This is a genomic window from Pedobacter sp. AC212 (assembly GCF_979258625.1).
Genome location: NZ_OZ409870.1, coordinates 3723797 through 3738800, shown reverse-complemented (window position 1 = coordinate 3738800; position 15004 = coordinate 3723797). Strand labels below are relative to the sequence as shown.

At 37.1% G+C, this 15004-nt stretch carries 17 protein-coding genes; 6 read left to right on the top strand and 11 right to left on the bottom strand.

The window, feature by feature from the left end; genetic code table 11:
* Positions 1–273 precede the first annotated feature (273 nt).
* The 3 genes from ACZZZC_RS15965 to ACZZZC_RS15955 form a co-directional block, all read right to left on the bottom strand.
* Positions 274–681, bottom strand: a complete 408-nt coding sequence (locus tag ACZZZC_RS15965; protein ID WP_463487654.1) for an FEKKY domain-containing protein — start codon at positions 679–681, stop codon at positions 274–276.
* 168 nt (positions 682–849) lie between these two features.
* Positions 850–1380: a hypothetical protein gene (locus ACZZZC_RS15960; RefSeq protein ID WP_463487653.1), complete on the bottom strand. Its 531-nt coding sequence runs from the start codon at positions 1378–1380 to the stop codon at positions 850–852.
* A gap of 258 nt (positions 1381–1638) precedes the next feature.
* Positions 1639–1962, bottom strand: a complete 324-nt coding sequence (locus tag ACZZZC_RS15955) for a DMP19 family protein (protein WP_463487652.1) — start codon at positions 1960–1962, stop codon at positions 1639–1641.
* Positions 1963–2477: 515 nt separating this feature from the next.
* Here ACZZZC_RS15955 and ACZZZC_RS15950 point away from each other — a divergent pair.
* Complete coding sequence (locus tag ACZZZC_RS15950; RefSeq protein ID WP_463487651.1) at positions 2478–2951, top strand: GNAT family N-acetyltransferase; 474 nt, start codon at positions 2478–2480, stop codon at positions 2949–2951.
* A gap of 1 nt (position 2952) precedes the next feature.
* Positions 2953–3306, top strand: a complete 354-nt coding sequence (locus tag ACZZZC_RS15945) for a hypothetical protein (RefSeq protein WP_463487650.1) — start codon at positions 2953–2955, stop codon at positions 3304–3306.
* A gap of 243 nt (positions 3307–3549) precedes the next feature.
* On the opposite strand, the gene ACZZZC_RS15940 is transcribed toward ACZZZC_RS15945, so the two are convergent.
* The 4 genes from ACZZZC_RS15940 to ACZZZC_RS15925 all read right to left on the bottom strand — a co-directional run bounded on the left by ACZZZC_RS15940 (position 3550) and on the right by ACZZZC_RS15925 (position 6610).
* Positions 3550–3858: a recombinase family protein gene (locus tag ACZZZC_RS15940; protein WP_463488243.1), complete on the bottom strand. Its 309-nt coding sequence runs from the start codon at positions 3856–3858 to the stop codon at positions 3550–3552.
* Positions 3859–3877: 19 nt separating this feature from the next.
* The gene (locus ACZZZC_RS15935; RefSeq protein ID WP_463487649.1) at positions 3878–4012 is read right to left on the bottom strand and encodes a recombinase family protein; all 135 of its coding nucleotides are present in this window, start codon (positions 4010–4012) and stop codon (positions 3878–3880) included.
* Positions 4013–4579: 567 nt separating this feature from the next.
* Positions 4580–5605, bottom strand: a complete 1026-nt coding sequence (locus ACZZZC_RS15930) for a sensor histidine kinase (protein ID WP_463483054.1) — start codon at positions 5603–5605, stop codon at positions 4580–4582.
* A gap of 258 nt (positions 5606–5863) precedes the next feature.
* Positions 5864–6610 carry a LytR/AlgR family response regulator transcription factor gene (locus ACZZZC_RS15925; RefSeq protein ID WP_463487648.1) on the bottom strand — a complete coding sequence of 249 codons (747 nt, stop codon included), beginning with the start codon at positions 6608–6610 and terminating at the stop codon, positions 5864–5866.
* Positions 6611–6893: 283 nt separating this feature from the next.
* On the opposite strand from ACZZZC_RS15925, the gene ACZZZC_RS15920 reads away from it, so the two are divergent.
* The 3 genes from ACZZZC_RS15920 to ACZZZC_RS15910 all read left to right on the top strand — a co-directional run bounded on the left by ACZZZC_RS15920 (position 6894) and on the right by ACZZZC_RS15910 (position 8298).
* On the top strand, positions 6894–7469 hold the full coding sequence (locus ACZZZC_RS15920; RefSeq protein WP_463487647.1) for a Crp/Fnr family transcriptional regulator: 576 nt from the start codon (positions 6894–6896) through the stop codon (positions 7467–7469).
* Between the two features lie 75 nt (positions 7470–7544).
* Positions 7545–7994 (top strand): MauE/DoxX family redox-associated membrane protein, encoded by a 450-nt coding sequence (locus ACZZZC_RS15915; protein WP_463483051.1) that lies wholly within the window; start codon positions 7545–7547, stop codon positions 7992–7994.
* Positions 7995–8025: 31 nt separating this feature from the next.
* Positions 8026–8298 (top strand): hypothetical protein, encoded by a 273-nt coding sequence (locus ACZZZC_RS15910; RefSeq protein ID WP_463483050.1) that lies wholly within the window; start codon positions 8026–8028, stop codon positions 8296–8298.
* 71 nt (positions 8299–8369) lie between these two features.
* On the opposite strand, the gene ACZZZC_RS15905 is transcribed toward ACZZZC_RS15910, so the two are convergent.
* From ACZZZC_RS15905 to ACZZZC_RS15890, 4 genes are all read right to left on the bottom strand, one after another.
* Positions 8370–9713, bottom strand: coding sequence for a TlpA family protein disulfide reductase (locus ACZZZC_RS15905; protein WP_463487646.1), 1344 nt, complete (start codon positions 9711–9713; stop codon positions 8370–8372).
* On the bottom strand, positions 9667–11007 hold the full coding sequence (locus ACZZZC_RS15900; protein ID WP_463483048.1) for a RagB/SusD family nutrient uptake outer membrane protein: 1341 nt from the start codon (positions 11005–11007) through the stop codon (positions 9667–9669). Before ACZZZC_RS15900 ends, ACZZZC_RS15905 begins: the two co-directional genes overlap by 47 nt.
* A gap of 10 nt (positions 11008–11017) precedes the next feature.
* A complete protein-coding gene (locus ACZZZC_RS15895; protein WP_463487645.1) occupies positions 11018–13993 on the bottom strand; it encodes a SusC/RagA family TonB-linked outer membrane protein in 2976 nt (991 codons plus the stop codon).
* Between the two features lie 296 nt (positions 13994–14289).
* Positions 14290–14430 carry a hypothetical protein gene (locus ACZZZC_RS15890; RefSeq protein ID WP_463483046.1) on the bottom strand — a complete coding sequence of 47 codons (141 nt, stop codon included), beginning with the start codon at positions 14428–14430 and terminating at the stop codon, positions 14290–14292.
* 292 nt (positions 14431–14722) lie between these two features.
* Between ACZZZC_RS15890 and ACZZZC_RS15885 the strand changes: the two genes are divergently transcribed.
* Positions 14723–14995 carry a helix-turn-helix domain-containing protein gene (locus tag ACZZZC_RS15885; protein ID WP_463483045.1) on the top strand — a complete coding sequence of 91 codons (273 nt, stop codon included), beginning with the start codon at positions 14723–14725 and terminating at the stop codon, positions 14993–14995.
* Positions 14996–15004 lie beyond the last annotated feature (9 nt).

The window sequence follows — 15004 nt, the reverse complement described above, 5'->3', positions numbered from 1 at the left end:
ACGTAAGTTTTAATCAATTCAAAAAAGCATTATTCTCATTATCCATTTTCTTATAATTTGTTTAAATATTTTTGATTTTTTAGACAAAATTTAAATATATAATTCTTGGACTATCGCCAATTCATTGTTTGGTAACGCTGGCAACGGTTTAGGCTTTGCGAATTTTTGATTTTACTTACCGCAATTACCCTAAGCACTAACATAATAAATAATTACTGAACTAGCATATCGCCCATCGCCCAAAAATTTGCAAAAACCACTGTTATAAGCCGTTTATTTTTGTTTCCATTTTTTTAGTCCGATAACGTCGCGTCGTACTTCCTTTTTCCATTTATTGCCATACAATTCGGTCAAATGGGTAAACGTCAATTCATTGTATTTTTTTAAACAGTCTAAATTTGGACCATTACAGCCAAAGTCATAATAATACGTTTGATATTTATTCTCGAAAGCTGTGTCTGTCGTAATTACAATTGGCGCAATTCCACCTTGAAGTAGTAAAAATATAGTCCCATTTTTCAGATCTGCTTTAAAGAGCTTTTCTACCTCGTCACACTTTTCAATAAATGTCATTTTGGTCGGACCGCTATTATTGATTTCTTCGTCAGTCAATTTTCGATTTTGTCCGAATGCCAATTGATTAAATGTGAAAAAAAGTAAAATTAGAAGCGTATTTTTCATTATACGTCGGTCAGTTTAAATGGCTTATAACGTTTTGCAGGTTTGAGTTGAGCCTAATTACGTGCACAACAAAACCCACAGCACTAATCTAAATAAATAACTGCAATTTTTGTGTTCGCACTTCGCCAGAGGATTAACTTAAAGCTGTTGTTATAAGCAGTAGTAATTTTATTTTTCTTCTTCTCTAGACTCACTTTCAATATCTAGTTGCCCTATGTTGTCTTGAAAAACTGGTGGTATATCGAAAGTCAAATACTGGTCTTTGCTAGCGATATTAGTGCCTTTGATAAACCTATTGTTGATAATTTCCACTTCGGCCGTAAACCAACAGTCACAGAAATTTACAAATCCTTTAAATTCATTGTTTTTTATAGTAATTGGAGTGCCTATTTCATTGTTTCCACCAGCTTCAAAGTCGAGGTACTTGTCAAAAACACAGTCTTCGATAATTAAGCCTTTTTGGAAGTAGCTAAAATTGAACGAAGCGTCCTGAAAATGACAGTTTCTAAATGTCACTGGCTTATTGAAATAAACCATCATACAATTAAAATTTTCAATAGAGCAATTTGATAAGTTCACTTCTTTGTTCCAGATTTCTCCCACCTCTATACTCAAAGCTTCCGAAACTATTAAGTTGGTTAACGGTCGTCCATTAAAAAGAAGGACAGAAGCTATTTTCGTCAATAGGCGATTTTTCATAGTTGCAGGTCAGACTATTGCTTATAACGTTTTGCGGCTTGGAGAAGGTGGCGGTTAAAGCTAAAATTACTAAAAGATTGGCAAGGTTGTAGAAGAATTCTCCGCCACTTTTGCCAAGCCGCTGTTATGCGACGTTATTTCAGGCTACCATCTGGATATTTATAGAATTTTTCGTCTAAGATATTTAGTTTCTGACTTATCTGATCATCATAAAGTTCTTCAACTTGACGTTTACGTAGCTTTTCAAGAAATTCAGTTTCAGCCAGTTTTTGGATTGATCAATCTCATTGCTTCTTCAAGTAGGTCGGCTGTTTTGTTTTTCCCTGTTTTCTTTAAGATCCTTAATGTTTCAAAACAATTTCTTCCATAAGAGTTAATGAAATATTGGTTAAATCCGCCGTTGTTTACCTCCATTTCTAATTCGTCAATATTTGCAACAGGCTTGGTTTTTTCATATTCCGTTTCTTTTAGCTGTTTTTTGATAGTGTCGTATGAGCCAATTTTGGAATCAGCTGATGTCTGCGGGTTACAGCTTGAGAAAATTGTCAGCGAAAGGATTAGAGGTATAAAGGTATGTTTCATGCTGATGGGATTAGTCGGGAAATGTCGCATAACATCTAGATTTACGCAACACCTTTTTTTAAAACTCGCGCCTTGATGTTGTTTCAGCTGTTTTGTTTATAAATTTTGTTTCGCAAATAAGCGTTTTAAACGTTTAGTGTCGTTTCACACGACATTTGGCTAATAAATCTTGGGATGATTTTTATTTAGAACAATAAAGAGCTTGTCTTTTAAGCTTTTGTAAAAGTAATAAAATAATGGTTTTATTTTTTCTGCATGTTTTTATTTCCTAGTTTTTTGAGACAGGTGGCTGTTTGTCGGTACTAATTTAAGCACTTCTCACATAAAACAAAGTACAATAGGTCGAAATATCTTGTTGGTCTGGTCCAGCAAAATATTCGTTTTTTGAAATGAAATTTATGCTGTAGATTTTTGGACTATAAGAGAACAACCGTTTATTGATTGCCAAAGTACAGATGCTTTTTATGCTATTAGTATATTTGTTAGAGCCGGGAATATTCCTTAATTTCCGTTAAATGATTATAAAAGCTTACCCTAACCTCACTGTTGAACAAAAATCAAGTGTGCTAAAAATTTGGAACAAGGAGTATCCAAAACAGATGAACAAGTCAATTGAGCAGCTAGATCTCTACCTGTCAGAATTAGATAATGTAATTCATTTTTTGCTTGTTAATGTTGATGAAGAGGTACTAGGTTGGGCCTTTAAGTTTTCCCGTAATGTAGGGAGGTGGTTTGTTATTATACTAGATGGTACTATTCAGAAGAATGGATGGGGTAGTCAGTTGTTGCATAACATAATAGAGAATGAAGTTGAGATGAATGGCTGGGTTGTGGACAATAATCTTTATACAAGATCAGACACTACCATTTACCAGTCACCACTTGCGTTTTATCAGAAAAATGGCTTTATTTCCGTTCCCGAATCTCGGCTTGAATCCCAAGACCTTTCTGCTGTCAAAATCATCTATAAACACAAGAATAATATTTGATATGCTTAATCAGATCAGCAATACGCGTTGGAGTAAAATTTTAATTTATATTCTCCTCTTCTTCTTCATTTCAGGCACATTTCTTTACTACAAAGGTTCACAACGAATAAATAGTTATCAGTTCAGAGGAATCGTTACTGATTTGACTTATGGGCGGAATCAAATTTCATCGGTCACAGTTGATGGAAAAGTTTATAAATATATAGCTGTAGAGTTTTTTAAAGATAAAATTGCGATCGGCGATTCCCTGATTAAGAATAAGAATTCAAACGGGATGACATTGATCAAGAAAAACACCAACGAAAAGATGGCGCTTAAATTTGAGGATGCAACAGGTTATGTGGAGTATGGTTGATAAAATGAAACTATGTCTACCCCAGGACCTTGAGAATTTTATATACAGATTAACATTATCCTTATTATTTGAAGCCTTCCGCAGATATTTTCAAAACCTGCAACCGCTGGCATTGCTTGCTTATCGGCTTTGAATTTCATATACTAGTGTAAAAGTAGAAAAACTATCCATGGAGTTCTTAAGCATAAAATCTGTCGATTTTTTCCAATACGCATATTTAGTAAAATTAAAAGGGATAGTTTATTATTTCTTTTGAAGTTTTTTTATTTCCTCGTTCGTGTGGGTATCTAGAATTTTAGCATAGCGATAAAACGTTGCTCTGGTTAACTGGTGCCCTTTATAGATTTGCTCCGGTGTTTTATCCATATCCTTATATACCGAACGCATAACCAATAATTTAGAAATAGTATCTTTAGTAAGTCCTTTCGGCCTCCCCCCGGTACGACCTCTTGCACGAGCAGATTGTAACCCAGCATTAGTTCTTTCTCTAATTAATTCTCTTTCGTATTCAGCTAATGAAGCCATTATATTTAAAAATAGCCTGCTTTTAATCGTTGCTGTATCAACCCCATCAGGTAACCATTTGATTATAATACCTTGATCGCTCAGATTTAAGACTTAAGTCAATAATATGTTTCAATCTTCTTCCTAACCGGTCCAATTTCCAAACAACTAATTCATCACCTTTTCGAAAATGTGCAATCATCTTATAGAGTTAAGGGCGAACCTTCATCGCTCCAGAAATTGTTTCCTTAAAAATGATTTCACAACCCGCCGTTTCGAGCGCCTCAATTTGAAGATTTAATTTTGTTCTTTAGTAGAAACCCTGGCGTATCCGATCTTCATTATTGTATCATTATAACGTTCCTTTGTAAATTTGCTAGACTTTGTTTTGTGATACAAGTTTTTGGGAAACCAACCTTAATGGACTTGATTTAGCTCGATACAAAGTTCCCAATCTCAAAATACCACCGGTTTTCAATTTCGAGCAATTAGGCTAGTAAGTACCATTACCTAATAATCCAAGCAAATAAGTTAGTTCACGTTATTTTTATCAATATATTTAACAAAAGAAAGAACTTGGATAAGTATAAAACCTATTCTTCCCCCATTTCGTGGAACTATGCGCATAATAACCATTTCCTTTCCGAAGCCTGATTAAGGATGTGGATATCTTAATCATATCGAATCAAGTTAATATCAACATACAGAATTACAGAAAAGCACACAATTTTTACATTTGGTTGTTCAGTAGATATCCTTGAGCGATGTATTATAATAAAATCTTCAATTGAGTTCTAAATATCTCACCATCCATTCCATATTTAAAAAAGTGACTATCAGGATAATATGCCTCGAGCCTTGAACTCACATTATTTAATCCAGATTTTGTGCCATTTTCATCTGGGTAATTTGCTAAATAATTTGCCGTCTCAAATGATATCTCCGTTTGAGATGATTCAACTTTAATCATTGATGGATGAGTAATATCAACTGTTTCCCCGTGTTTGAAAATATTTTCGACGAGAGTTAATAATAATACGGGAAGAATTTGAGCCTCGGAATTAAAAACATTCTTTTCAAAATTGATATTCAGGGGTTTTTCAAATCTCAGTTTGTTTAGATGGATAACTTTTTCAATCTGTTCGACTTCTTCCACTATTCTAACCGTTTCCCTTTTACCTGATTGTATTGCATATGAAATGATTTCTGAAAGTTTTTGGATTGCTTCACTGGCAATTGCCGGATTACGCTTATTTGCATATTTGACAAAACTAAATGTATTAAATAAAAGGTGAGGGTTCAACTGTGCTTTGAGATATTCTTTTTCTGCAGTAATAAGTTGGTTTTTCAAACCAGAAATTTCCAATGCGTTTTCAGATTCTATTTTTTGTTTCTCAATATAAACCTTAAGGAAAAAGTAACCAGTTGAATAAGCAAGAAACCAGCAGCCCCTCCAGAAAGCACCTGCGAAATATGCAACGGTAAGTAATTGTTTAAAAGGTTTTTCATTATTTAATAGGTAGGTAAAATATACAGATAATAACAAATAGATCGAAATTTCCAAACCAAAATATAGTGTGAAATAAAGCCAGCGTTTTTTTGGTTTATAGATGCTTGACATTGTAATCCTGCTGTGGAAATAGAATAGAGCCGCATTTAACGGATAAAACAACAAATAAAATTTAATTGGACTGAATCGCTGGTTGATTAGACCAACGAAAACAACCTCAAGCAGTATCAAAATACTCCAACATAAAAAATGAATTTTTAGCTCCTTAAGGCTTATTCTACCCATGTTATATAAAATTTAGTATATCATATATAATAAAAATGCCCACTATCTGCACTCAGGCTAATATTGGTTTAACAAATCAAATAGCCATGAATGATTCTACAAAACCAAGATTACAAAAAAGGACCATCTTCATATTTAAGAGAAGATTTTATTCTGTTCTAACCTCTACCGGTGATCCGACCACTTCACTTACAGGTACTTCAACTATTACCGATCCAACAAATACTACCACATCAACTAGTGGTCTGCGTTGATGCTCTATGAAGTGTAATGCTCCGTTAGTAATTTGTAAAACTCTTTTTGATATGGTATACCAACAGGAAATTTCTCATCGTTTTCTAAATAAACCATGTGCCCATCGATTCTGTCGAAGAAAAGCAACGAAATTACAATTGACTTCGCAATTCTGACAAATATATTTTTGCTCTTCAACTCTTCCTCAATATCCTTAAGCATCATGTATGTTACCCGAACATCCTTTGATGTATGCACCCTGACATAATTCGCCATTGCTTCAAAATATAAGACTTCCTTAGTCATAACTTTGAAGTAACTGTTTTTTGTATCGCCTTTAAAAAGTAGATAGTCATGAGCTTGAAGCTGTGCTGAGCGAAGTAATTTAGTTTCATGAAGTTTGTCGACCTGCTCATTAATTTCCGCAAGTGCCAAAGGCTTTACTAAATACCCATCTGTTTTGACTTTGATTGCTTCCAGCGCAAAATCTCTATAAGCAGAAATGTAGACCAAAAATTCAACATGAATTTTAAACAAGCGGGCTGCTTCTATACCGCTGGTCTTGGGCATTTTTATGTCGGAAAAAACGACGTCGACCTTATGTCCGGTTTGTAGGAAAGTAAGGGCATCTTTGACATTATCAAATGTTCCCACCACGGAAACTTTGGGGATTACCTCCAGGAGGTCAACCAATTCAGCGATACCATGCGGTTCATCGTCGATAACAATGCATCTTAGAATAAGTATATTATCATGCTTTTCTTTTTTCATAAGGCAGCAGAAAATTACATAAAAAGACAAAAAAAATCAAATTAATCATACATCAATATCAATCATATATAAAATTTGGGATAGGATATATAATAAAATCAATCACACCATTCCTATAAACTTAAATTGGATATAGAAATTATTGATTTATTAACCGATCAATTTCGAACATCGTTCTTTAATTGGACCTACGTCCTTGGATACTAAAAGGGAATCTCTATGGTTCCCTTTTTTGTTTTACATTATTGAATGGTGATTGGATGGTCACTAACCACACTCTCTTATGCAAACAGATTTGATTTTTGACTCATTGTTGGAAAAAATTTCCTCTTTCCACCAGATTACTCCGCTTTTTGTCCAGAAGCTGAAACCCTTGATTAATTCCCGGGAGTTGAACCGAGGAGATTTACTAATTCAGACCGGATATCGAACGACCCACCTGTGGTTCATGTTCGAAGGATTTGCCAGAGAAGTTGGGCGTGATGAGGAATTGGAACGAACAAGCTGGTTCTACTTTGCAGGTGACTTTATGTATGCTTACCCAGCTTTTTTTAGTCAACTACCTGCATTCAGGGATGTCGAAATAATTAGTAAAAGTATTGTCGTGGAGATCTCTTATAAAGATTTGATTAACTTGAGAAAAGAATTCGAAGAACTAAATACGATCATTGATCTGGCAAGGGGAGTGTGCGAATCTGAACGTGCGAGGTATGCTTCAGAAAATCATACACTTACGGCAAGAGAACGCTACGAACAATTCTATGATCGTCACAAGGGATTGTTCAACATTGCCAGACACAAAGATATAGCCAGTTTTCTCAGGATCAAAAGCGATGGATTTAGGCGCTACAACCATTAGCTATAATTAAATTTTATTCAAAAACCGCGTACCTGCGTACGGAATTTGATTTTTTCTTAGGGCTAGATTTGATTTATGAAATCAATGACAATAAATAAAACCGAATCTCCTTGGTATATCGATATTGGACTTGCACTGCTCATCTTACTATGGCTCTATACCGGACTTTCGAAAATATTTAGACATGATCATTTTGTGTTCCAAATGGGGTTATCTCCTGCGAAGCTAGTGAGTATGAACAAGGAATTCTTGAGCTGGGCAATTCCGGCTATTGAACTGATATTGGTGGTAATGCTGGCTTTCGCTAAACCAAGAAAATTGGGGCTTATCTTTTCTGTTTTATTGCTTATCGTCTTTGAGATCTATATTATTTCGATGCTTTATAACGGCCATTTGCCGTGTGCTTGCGGCGGAGTAGTTGGCTTACTGAGCTGGAAGGGTCATGTAATCTTCAATGCTGTCTATCTTTTGATAGCGACTGCCGTTTATTTTTCAGAATATCCACGCGTCCGGAAGCGCGAATAGAATACCGTTAAACTCTTAAAATTTAAATGTTATGAAAAACTTTAGAAAAAGTTTGGTAGCACTAGCATTATTTGCAGGTGTTACAGCGGCCTTAGCTGGCCAGGTGTCAGGGATGACAAAAGGTAAATTGGTGGATTACAGTTGGACCCACTTCGATACGGATGGTACTACTGTGCTGGAAAGTAACGTCATCAAAGATCTTGACGAAGCCGTGGAAGATTATGGTTGTGATAGAATTGAATCTACAAGGTGCGCAACTGGAACAGCGCCTGGCCAATCTCCAATAACTTTGTATTACCAGTAATATGGAGGGCACATTTATATTGTGCCCTGCAAATTGCTGTTTTAGTTCTGGTCAGAAATGAGTCAGAAACTTTACCTTCTCTTTTTGCGTAAGATCTGAATGCCCCGTTCCTCTAGGAGCTTTGTTATCTTAACCATATTAATTCCTTCTCTGGGATTTGGGTTTATGAGTTCCAAATCTATAGGATAGGTAACCTTGGTCTCATCAATTAATGGCTCAGGAAGCGTAAAAACAAGATTAATATTTTCTATTAACTCTCGAATTGTCATATTGTTCATTGTTAAACCAGCTGCAGTTAGCTTAAATGATTTTTCTCTACCAACACTTCTGGGGAGCTTGTTTTTCTTGTCTGATAGAATAATTTGACAGATCTTGGATTTTGAACTTAGTTCAGTCTTATATCCAAAATATTCGAATAAGTCAGATTTCATTCTATTGAAGAATTGTTTTTCAGGAATAGAATTTACGTTACTTAGTTCATACGAGTAGCAATTGGATTCAGCCCATTCTAATTTAGTTTTATAATTTGTCTTGGATATATCTTTTGGCACTCGCATCAAAAGCGAATCGGTGTTCTTGAATTCGATAAGATTTGGATTCAACACTTGTGAGGCATTCAGTTCTCTGTAATATGCACACCAATAAAGCATCCCAATTGTAACATTCATAGCAAAAAACCGCATCCCTGGGGGATTATTATTTCCATCATTGAAAGTTGTTCCCGGGCCAATTCCTAAATTATATTTAGAAAGGCTACTTCGAATAATCGATAAGCTATCGGGTGCATGATAGGGTTTGTAATAATCAAAATTGAGTATATCTTTTTTTTCTCTAAGCCATGGTTTTTTATTTTGTAAAAATTGAGCGATTTTATCTTGGTTAATATCCTCACTCGCTGTAATGGCCGCTACTCTTCCTATCGAATCCACCCAGACATTGTGTGGCAGGAGTCTATGAGGAAAGTATGAGATTAGCACCTTATCGGAGGTTAAAACTGTTATTTTACTTAAATCAATTTCAGGGTGTTTCCTGAAAAATGCCCTTGCAACTTCGATATTTTCATGAGTGACCGCTACAACAGTAAGTTTCTTGTTGAAACGGGCAGAAAGTTTTGAAAGTTCTGCCATTTCCCTTATACAAGGTACGCACCATGTAGCCCAGAAATCTACAATCATCAAACCATTAGAATAGCCATTCTTGAAATTTTCAAGTTGAGCGCTTTCTGGCATTCTATTTAAGACATTTAGCTCAGGAAAATTTTCACCTATATGTATTTCCTTTTTTATTTTTTCTTGCGCCGTAGCGATATGGGTATTGATCAGGAAAAGCCCGATCAAAGTTATTATGCATTGCTTCATCATATTTTTTTTAATAACCTGAGTTTTGTCCCAGATTTGGATTCGTGGTGATTTCATTTTGGGGAATAGGGTAGAATGCCGATTTGTCGGGCCATGCAGGTTTCACAAGACTGACGGCCTCTTTAAGTTTACCCGTGCGCTTTAGCTGCAAAAAGCGTTGTCCGCCCTCGGCAAAAAATTCATTTCTCCATTCCCTTCTCATTGCTGAGGTAAATTCTTCCATTGTAATACCCTCACCGAGAGATGGCAAACCTGCCCTGTTCCTGATTATGTTGAGATCCCTAACCGCCAATGCAACCGATCCCAGTGCGGCAGTCGCTTCAGCATGAATGAGATACTGTTCTGAAAGGCGGAAAATGATCAGGTATTCAGGTGAAGAGGTATTTGCTGTTCTATTGCGGTACTTATAGGGGTGGCTATAGGTAACATTGCTCACCACTACATTTCTAGTCCAGTTTGCCTTTCTCAGATCTCCCTGCTCAAAGGAATTTAGTAAGCTTGGTGTCAATGGATAGAGTGGACGACCGCTTGCAGGAATTAGTGTGGTCGCATCAGCTATAAATCCTGTTGGTGTCCAGATCTGAAACACGGTTTCCTTACTGTTGTTGGCAAATGCGGAGGCAACGGCAGGGAGGGGGCCGAATAGATTGGAAGAAATCAATGTCTTTGAATATTTTTTAGCTTTATCCCAATTTCCCTGCGCTAGATAAACTCTTGCAGCCAGTGCCATTGCGGCATATTTATTTGCTCTTGTTTTAACAGAATTAGGGTTTTCAGGAAACGCATCAAGAGCATCCTGTGTATCTTTCTGCACTAGAAAATAGATTTCACTGATTTCATTTCTGGTTGCTGCCCGATTTTCATCAACATTTGTTCCGGTAATCAGCGGGACTTTTCCGAAAGTGCTGACCAAATAAAAGTAAAAATAGGCACGCAAAAACTTTGCCTCTGCCAAAATGTTTGCCTTGAACTTTTCGGGTAATGGGTTATCGGCACCCAGATGCTCGATAATGTCATTGCAAGAATAAATCGCAAAATAGCTGTTCCTCCAAAAATTAAGGACCGTTGAGTTTGCAGGAGAAAGATTGCTGTTTAAAAATTCGTCATTAGGTTGATTGGGGTAGCTGAGGTCATCTGTAAATACCCCAAGATATTTGTTCAGATTATTATCTACCGTTTTATCGATAAGCGCATAAATATTTAACAGTGCAGCTTTTGTTGCCGTTGTATCAGCAAATACTTCAGTAGTGTTAAGCTGGTTTTTAGGGAGGTCAATGTTGACCATTTTTTTGCAGGAAAATAAGACTGCAATAGTTATAGATAGGCAAGTATAAGATAGTCTTGTTTTCATAATTCTTCAGTTAAAATTGGGTCTGTATTCCAATAAGTAGGGTTTTCATTGGTGGAAAGTTCGGACTTGTAGGGCTGAATGCTCCGGATTCGGGATCGATAAATGGGTTGTCCCGGTTCCAGAATGTAAGAAGGTTCTGTGCCTGTAGATAAATTCTCAACCTATCCATTTTAAGATTCCTCAGAATCTTTCCCTTCAAGTCATAACTCAAGTTGACGTTCTTTAGCCTTAAGTAATTGGAGTTGTAATAGTTGGCGCTGGAGGCTACGAAATTATAATCAATGGTATTGGAGGCCTTAGGTATGTTTGTGACATCTCCAGTCGCCCGCCACCTTTGATTAACGATGGCAAAATCGTTCAACATAACTCCTGGAGTGTAGACTGAACTTCCAAAGCTCCTTTGTTTTGCAAACTGAAAAAAGAAATCCAGAGCAAAGTTCTTGTAGTTGAAGGAGTTTCCCAGGCCGCCATACAGATCCTGTGTCTGTTTTCCTATGGTGTTGAAAAAATAGGGAGACAATGTCGTTCCGCCGTTAACATTAGCGTAAGCTGCAAGCCCTGTTGAAGGGTTGATGCCAAGGGACTGATAACCATAAATTCTGGTGATATCATATCCAATGGACAATGTTTGCGCATAGCTTGAAGACTCAAAATTCTCAAACGATTTCAGTGTATTTCTCGGAATCGTCAGATTAAAACTTGTTTTCCAGGAAAATGATTCTCCGTTTATATTATCCGTATTTAGTTCTATTTCCAATCCCCTGTTTTCTACGACTGCCGGAAGATTTGCCTGGTAGTTGGCAAAGCCGGTCAGGTAAGGGATTTTATAACTAACCAGCTGATCGTTACTTCTATTAAGATAGAGATTAGTGGTTAGCAGAATTCTGTTGTTTAAAAAGCCAAGTTCTAAAGCAAGCTCCGTTTTGCGCGTGGTCTCCCAGTGAAAATTATCATTGGCAATCCTTGTCGGACGCAAAGCCGGAATGCCATTATAAGTGTAAGGAGAACTACCATAGCTTGAAAGATATTGGTAAGGCGTTATCTGGTCGTTGCCAGTATGACCATAACTTGCCCTAAGCTTTCCGAGGCTTAGCCATGAGAAGTTTTCCTTTAGCCAGGTTTCTTCGCTGAATATCCATGCTCCTGCAATAGAGCCAAAGTTTCCAAAACGCTTTCCTTCCCCAAAACGGGACGAGCCGTCCCTACGAATCGTCCCATTAAGTAGGTATCTTTGCCCATAATTTAAAGTTAGTCTTCCAAATGCTGATAGGTATCTATACTCATTGAAACTGTTCAATGCTGTTAAGGTTCCTGCTGAGCCAACATTTTCCATCAGGCTTTCGCTACTAAAATTTTCGCCCTTAATGGATTCACCGTTTGAGGCGGTCGATTGATAAGTACCTCCAAAAAGCGCCTGGATATTGAACTTATTTATCTGTTTTTGATAGTTCAGCTGCGGCTCTACTATAAATGATTCATTTGAGTTCTTACCGAATGCAGTATAATTGATCCCGGATGGCCCCATGCTCGATGAGGGAAACACCTGAATCTGATCGAGGGAAATCCTGCTCAACCCGGCAGTACCCTTAAAGCGCAGTCCTTCAATTATTCCGTAGTCCAGACTAACATTACTGTTTAAATTAAAGGTCTTGGCAATTGTGTATGCATTTTGTTCCGCCAGCGGATTCACGTATGTCCAGTTAAATGACCCATCGGGATTATAAATAGGATAGTGAGGTGGCAACAGAACTGAAGTTGGAATAGACGCAGAATTGGTCAATCTGTTATTTCCAATACTCAAGGTATTTCCAAATTGAAGCTTAAATCTTTGGTTCTTGGAAGTATAATTGAGGTTTGCCTGAAAGCCACCACGCTGAAACCGATTGGTTCCGGGAAGAATTGTCCCCTCATTCCTGAAATTACCGCCAATCAAGAATGTTGTCTGTTCATTTCCTCCAGTTATTGAGGCCTGTAGGTTCGAAGCGTTTCCGGTCTCGCCCATAAGATATTCTGCCCAGTCTGTACCTCTGCTTTGGTTCCAGATAAAAAGGTCCGGTGCGTAGTTCGCAGAAAGTGGATCTGCAGATGGTATGCGTCCGTCATTGGCAAATGCTTCTTTTCGCATCGTCAAATATTCATCAAGACTAAGCAGCTTCGGAAGGTTGGCGGCCTGGTTGATGGACTGGCTGAAATTAATATTATACTTTGGCTTTCCGGTCCTGCCTTTTTTTGTAGTAATCAACACTACGCCATTTGTGCCCCTTGAGCCATAGATCGAGGTGGCATCTGCATCTTTTAGAACAGTTATATTTTCGATATCGTCTGGATTGATGTTGTTCAATGGGCTTGTTGAGCCGTTGACAGCTTGCAATGCGAGTGCATTAGCCGAACCATTGAGTGTGCCTATGGTTGTATTATAGGGCATACCATCCACAATATAAAGCGGGTCAGAACCAGCAAGCAGAGATCCCTTTCCTCTTATTCTGATACTGATCCCACCGCCAGGCAAACCGTTTGTAGTCTGTACCGCCACACCAGCAATTCTTCCGGATAGGGAGGATAGTATATTGGTAACCGGCTGCTTTTCAATTTCCTTAGCTGATAGTGATCCTGATGAGCCTGTGTTCAGTTTTCTGGTTGTTTGTCCATATCCGATAATCCTGACCTCCTCAAGGCTATTGTAGTTTTCCGTCAGCGTAATCAATATTTTCTCTTTTTTGGTTAAATCATATCTATAATTTATCTTATTGAAATTTAAGTGACTAATGATTATTGTTCCAGTTGTCCTTGAAGCTGGTAGACTAAAATTTCCATTGGCATTGGTAAAGGTAGATGATGAGGTTCCGGCGAGCTGTATTGTTGCGCCTTTAATTGGAAACCCATTTTCATCCTGAACACTCCCGGGAATTATGATTGAGGACTGTCCTCTGGCCCAAAAGTTTAGGCATAGTAAAGCCAGTACAATAAATATTGTGGTTTTTTTCATGTGGTTCGTTTGATTAGTAGATAGGAAATACCATCTAGGTAGGTGGTTTAAAGAACCAGGTCGGGGGCCATTTAGAAATTATTGATCATTAACCGAACAAGCATGACCGACCCGCCTGGTAAAGAATTTACTCAGGAGCGCAGATGATGAGTACAATGATATTTAGAAAGTCGGTAGTCAATAGTTTAGGTTTTGTTAGTGATGTGCAAAGTCATTATTGAAAAAACTGCCTTCCACAAGTACCATTAAAGAACCAATGAGAATTATTATTGTGGGAGGCAGTTTTGACACATTCACTAAACTGGGTTTTTTGGCTTCAGTGCATAAAGCCTGTTGAATGGGTAAGTGGCTTCAGGTTTGTGTGTTGAAAAAGAAAAAGCAGCTCCATATCCAGTAGAGAAATGGTAATAGTTTGCAGATTTGTTTATTCTTTTCATACTCGTATCTATTTGTACGAGTCACATAAGAGGAACACTATAGCGGGCTCATCTTGTTTATCTTGACAGGCTTCTCACGGCCGGGAGCATAATACAATAGAGCCCATAATGCTATAGTGCGTACAATTATACACAAAATAATCACCATGGGCATTAATCTATTGTCTCTGCTCTATTTTTGTGAGAATTTGTCAAGAGAGACTCTTAATTAATACCTTAAATATAGATCAAATATAGTAAATACTCTTAATTAAGAGTAAAATAGTTTTATATTTTTTTTGAGTTTGGCTTGGTGATCAAATTACCCAAACAAAAAGCACGAACTGGCTTTCTACCCGATGATATAAAACGAATTGGTTTAAGACTCAAAGCTATCCGAAAGCAATTAGGTTTTTCGAATTCTGATAAGTTTGCAAATCATTATGACTTAGATAGAGCTCAATACGGAAAATATGAGTCGGGCTCACAAGATCTCAGAATTTCCTCTTTGGTAAGGATACTAGAAAAGATTGATTTCAAATTATCAGATTTCTTTAATAATGAATACGACTCTATAGTTATTTGAAAATTTAGT

What these genes read in the sequence shown, in the direction of transcription:
- ACZZZC_RS15965 (WP_463487654.1), bottom strand. Translation starts at nt 681, where the DNA reads ATGAAAAATACGCTTCTAATTTTACTTTTTTTCACATTTAATCAATTG.
- ACZZZC_RS15960 (WP_463487653.1), bottom strand. Translation starts at nt 1,380, where the DNA reads ATGAAAAATCGCCTATTGACGAAAATAGCTTCTGTCCTTCTTTTTAAT.
- ACZZZC_RS15955 (WP_463487652.1), bottom strand. Translation starts at nt 1,962, where the DNA reads ATGAAACATACCTTTATACCTCTAATCCTTTCGCTGACAATTTTCTCA.
- ACZZZC_RS15950 (WP_463487651.1), top strand. Translation starts at nt 2,478, where the DNA reads ATGATTATAAAAGCTTACCCTAACCTCACTGTTGAACAAAAATCAAGT.
- ACZZZC_RS15945 (WP_463487650.1), top strand. Translation starts at nt 2,953, where the DNA reads ATGCTTAATCAGATCAGCAATACGCGTTGGAGTAAAATTTTAATTTAT.
- ACZZZC_RS15935 (WP_463487649.1), bottom strand. Translation starts at nt 4,012, where the DNA reads ATGATTGCACATTTTCGAAAAGGTGATGAATTAGTTGTTTGGAAATTG.
- ACZZZC_RS15930 (WP_463483054.1), bottom strand. Translation starts at nt 5,605, where the DNA reads ATGGGTAGAATAAGCCTTAAGGAGCTAAAAATTCATTTTTTATGTTGG.
- ACZZZC_RS15925 (WP_463487648.1), bottom strand. Translation starts at nt 6,610, where the DNA reads ATGAAAAAAGAAAAGCATGATAATATACTTATTCTAAGATGCATTGTT.
- ACZZZC_RS15920 (WP_463487647.1), top strand. Translation starts at nt 6,894, where the DNA reads ATGCAAACAGATTTGATTTTTGACTCATTGTTGGAAAAAATTTCCTCT.
- ACZZZC_RS15915 (WP_463483051.1), top strand. Translation starts at nt 7,545, where the DNA reads ATGAAATCAATGACAATAAATAAAACCGAATCTCCTTGGTATATCGAT.
- ACZZZC_RS15910 (WP_463483050.1), top strand. Translation starts at nt 8,026, where the DNA reads ATGAAAAACTTTAGAAAAAGTTTGGTAGCACTAGCATTATTTGCAGGT.
- ACZZZC_RS15905 (WP_463487646.1), bottom strand. Translation starts at nt 9,713, where the DNA reads ATGAAATCACCACGAATCCAAATCTGGGACAAAACTCAGGTTATTAAA.
- ACZZZC_RS15900 (WP_463483048.1), bottom strand. Translation starts at nt 11,007, where the DNA reads ATGAAAACAAGACTATCTTATACTTGCCTATCTATAACTATTGCAGTC.
- ACZZZC_RS15895 (WP_463487645.1), bottom strand. Translation starts at nt 13,993, where the DNA reads ATGAAAAAAACCACAATATTTATTGTACTGGCTTTACTATGCCTAAAC.
- ACZZZC_RS15890 (WP_463483046.1), bottom strand. Translation starts at nt 14,430, where the DNA reads ATGAAAAGAATAAACAAATCTGCAAACTATTACCATTTCTCTACTGGA.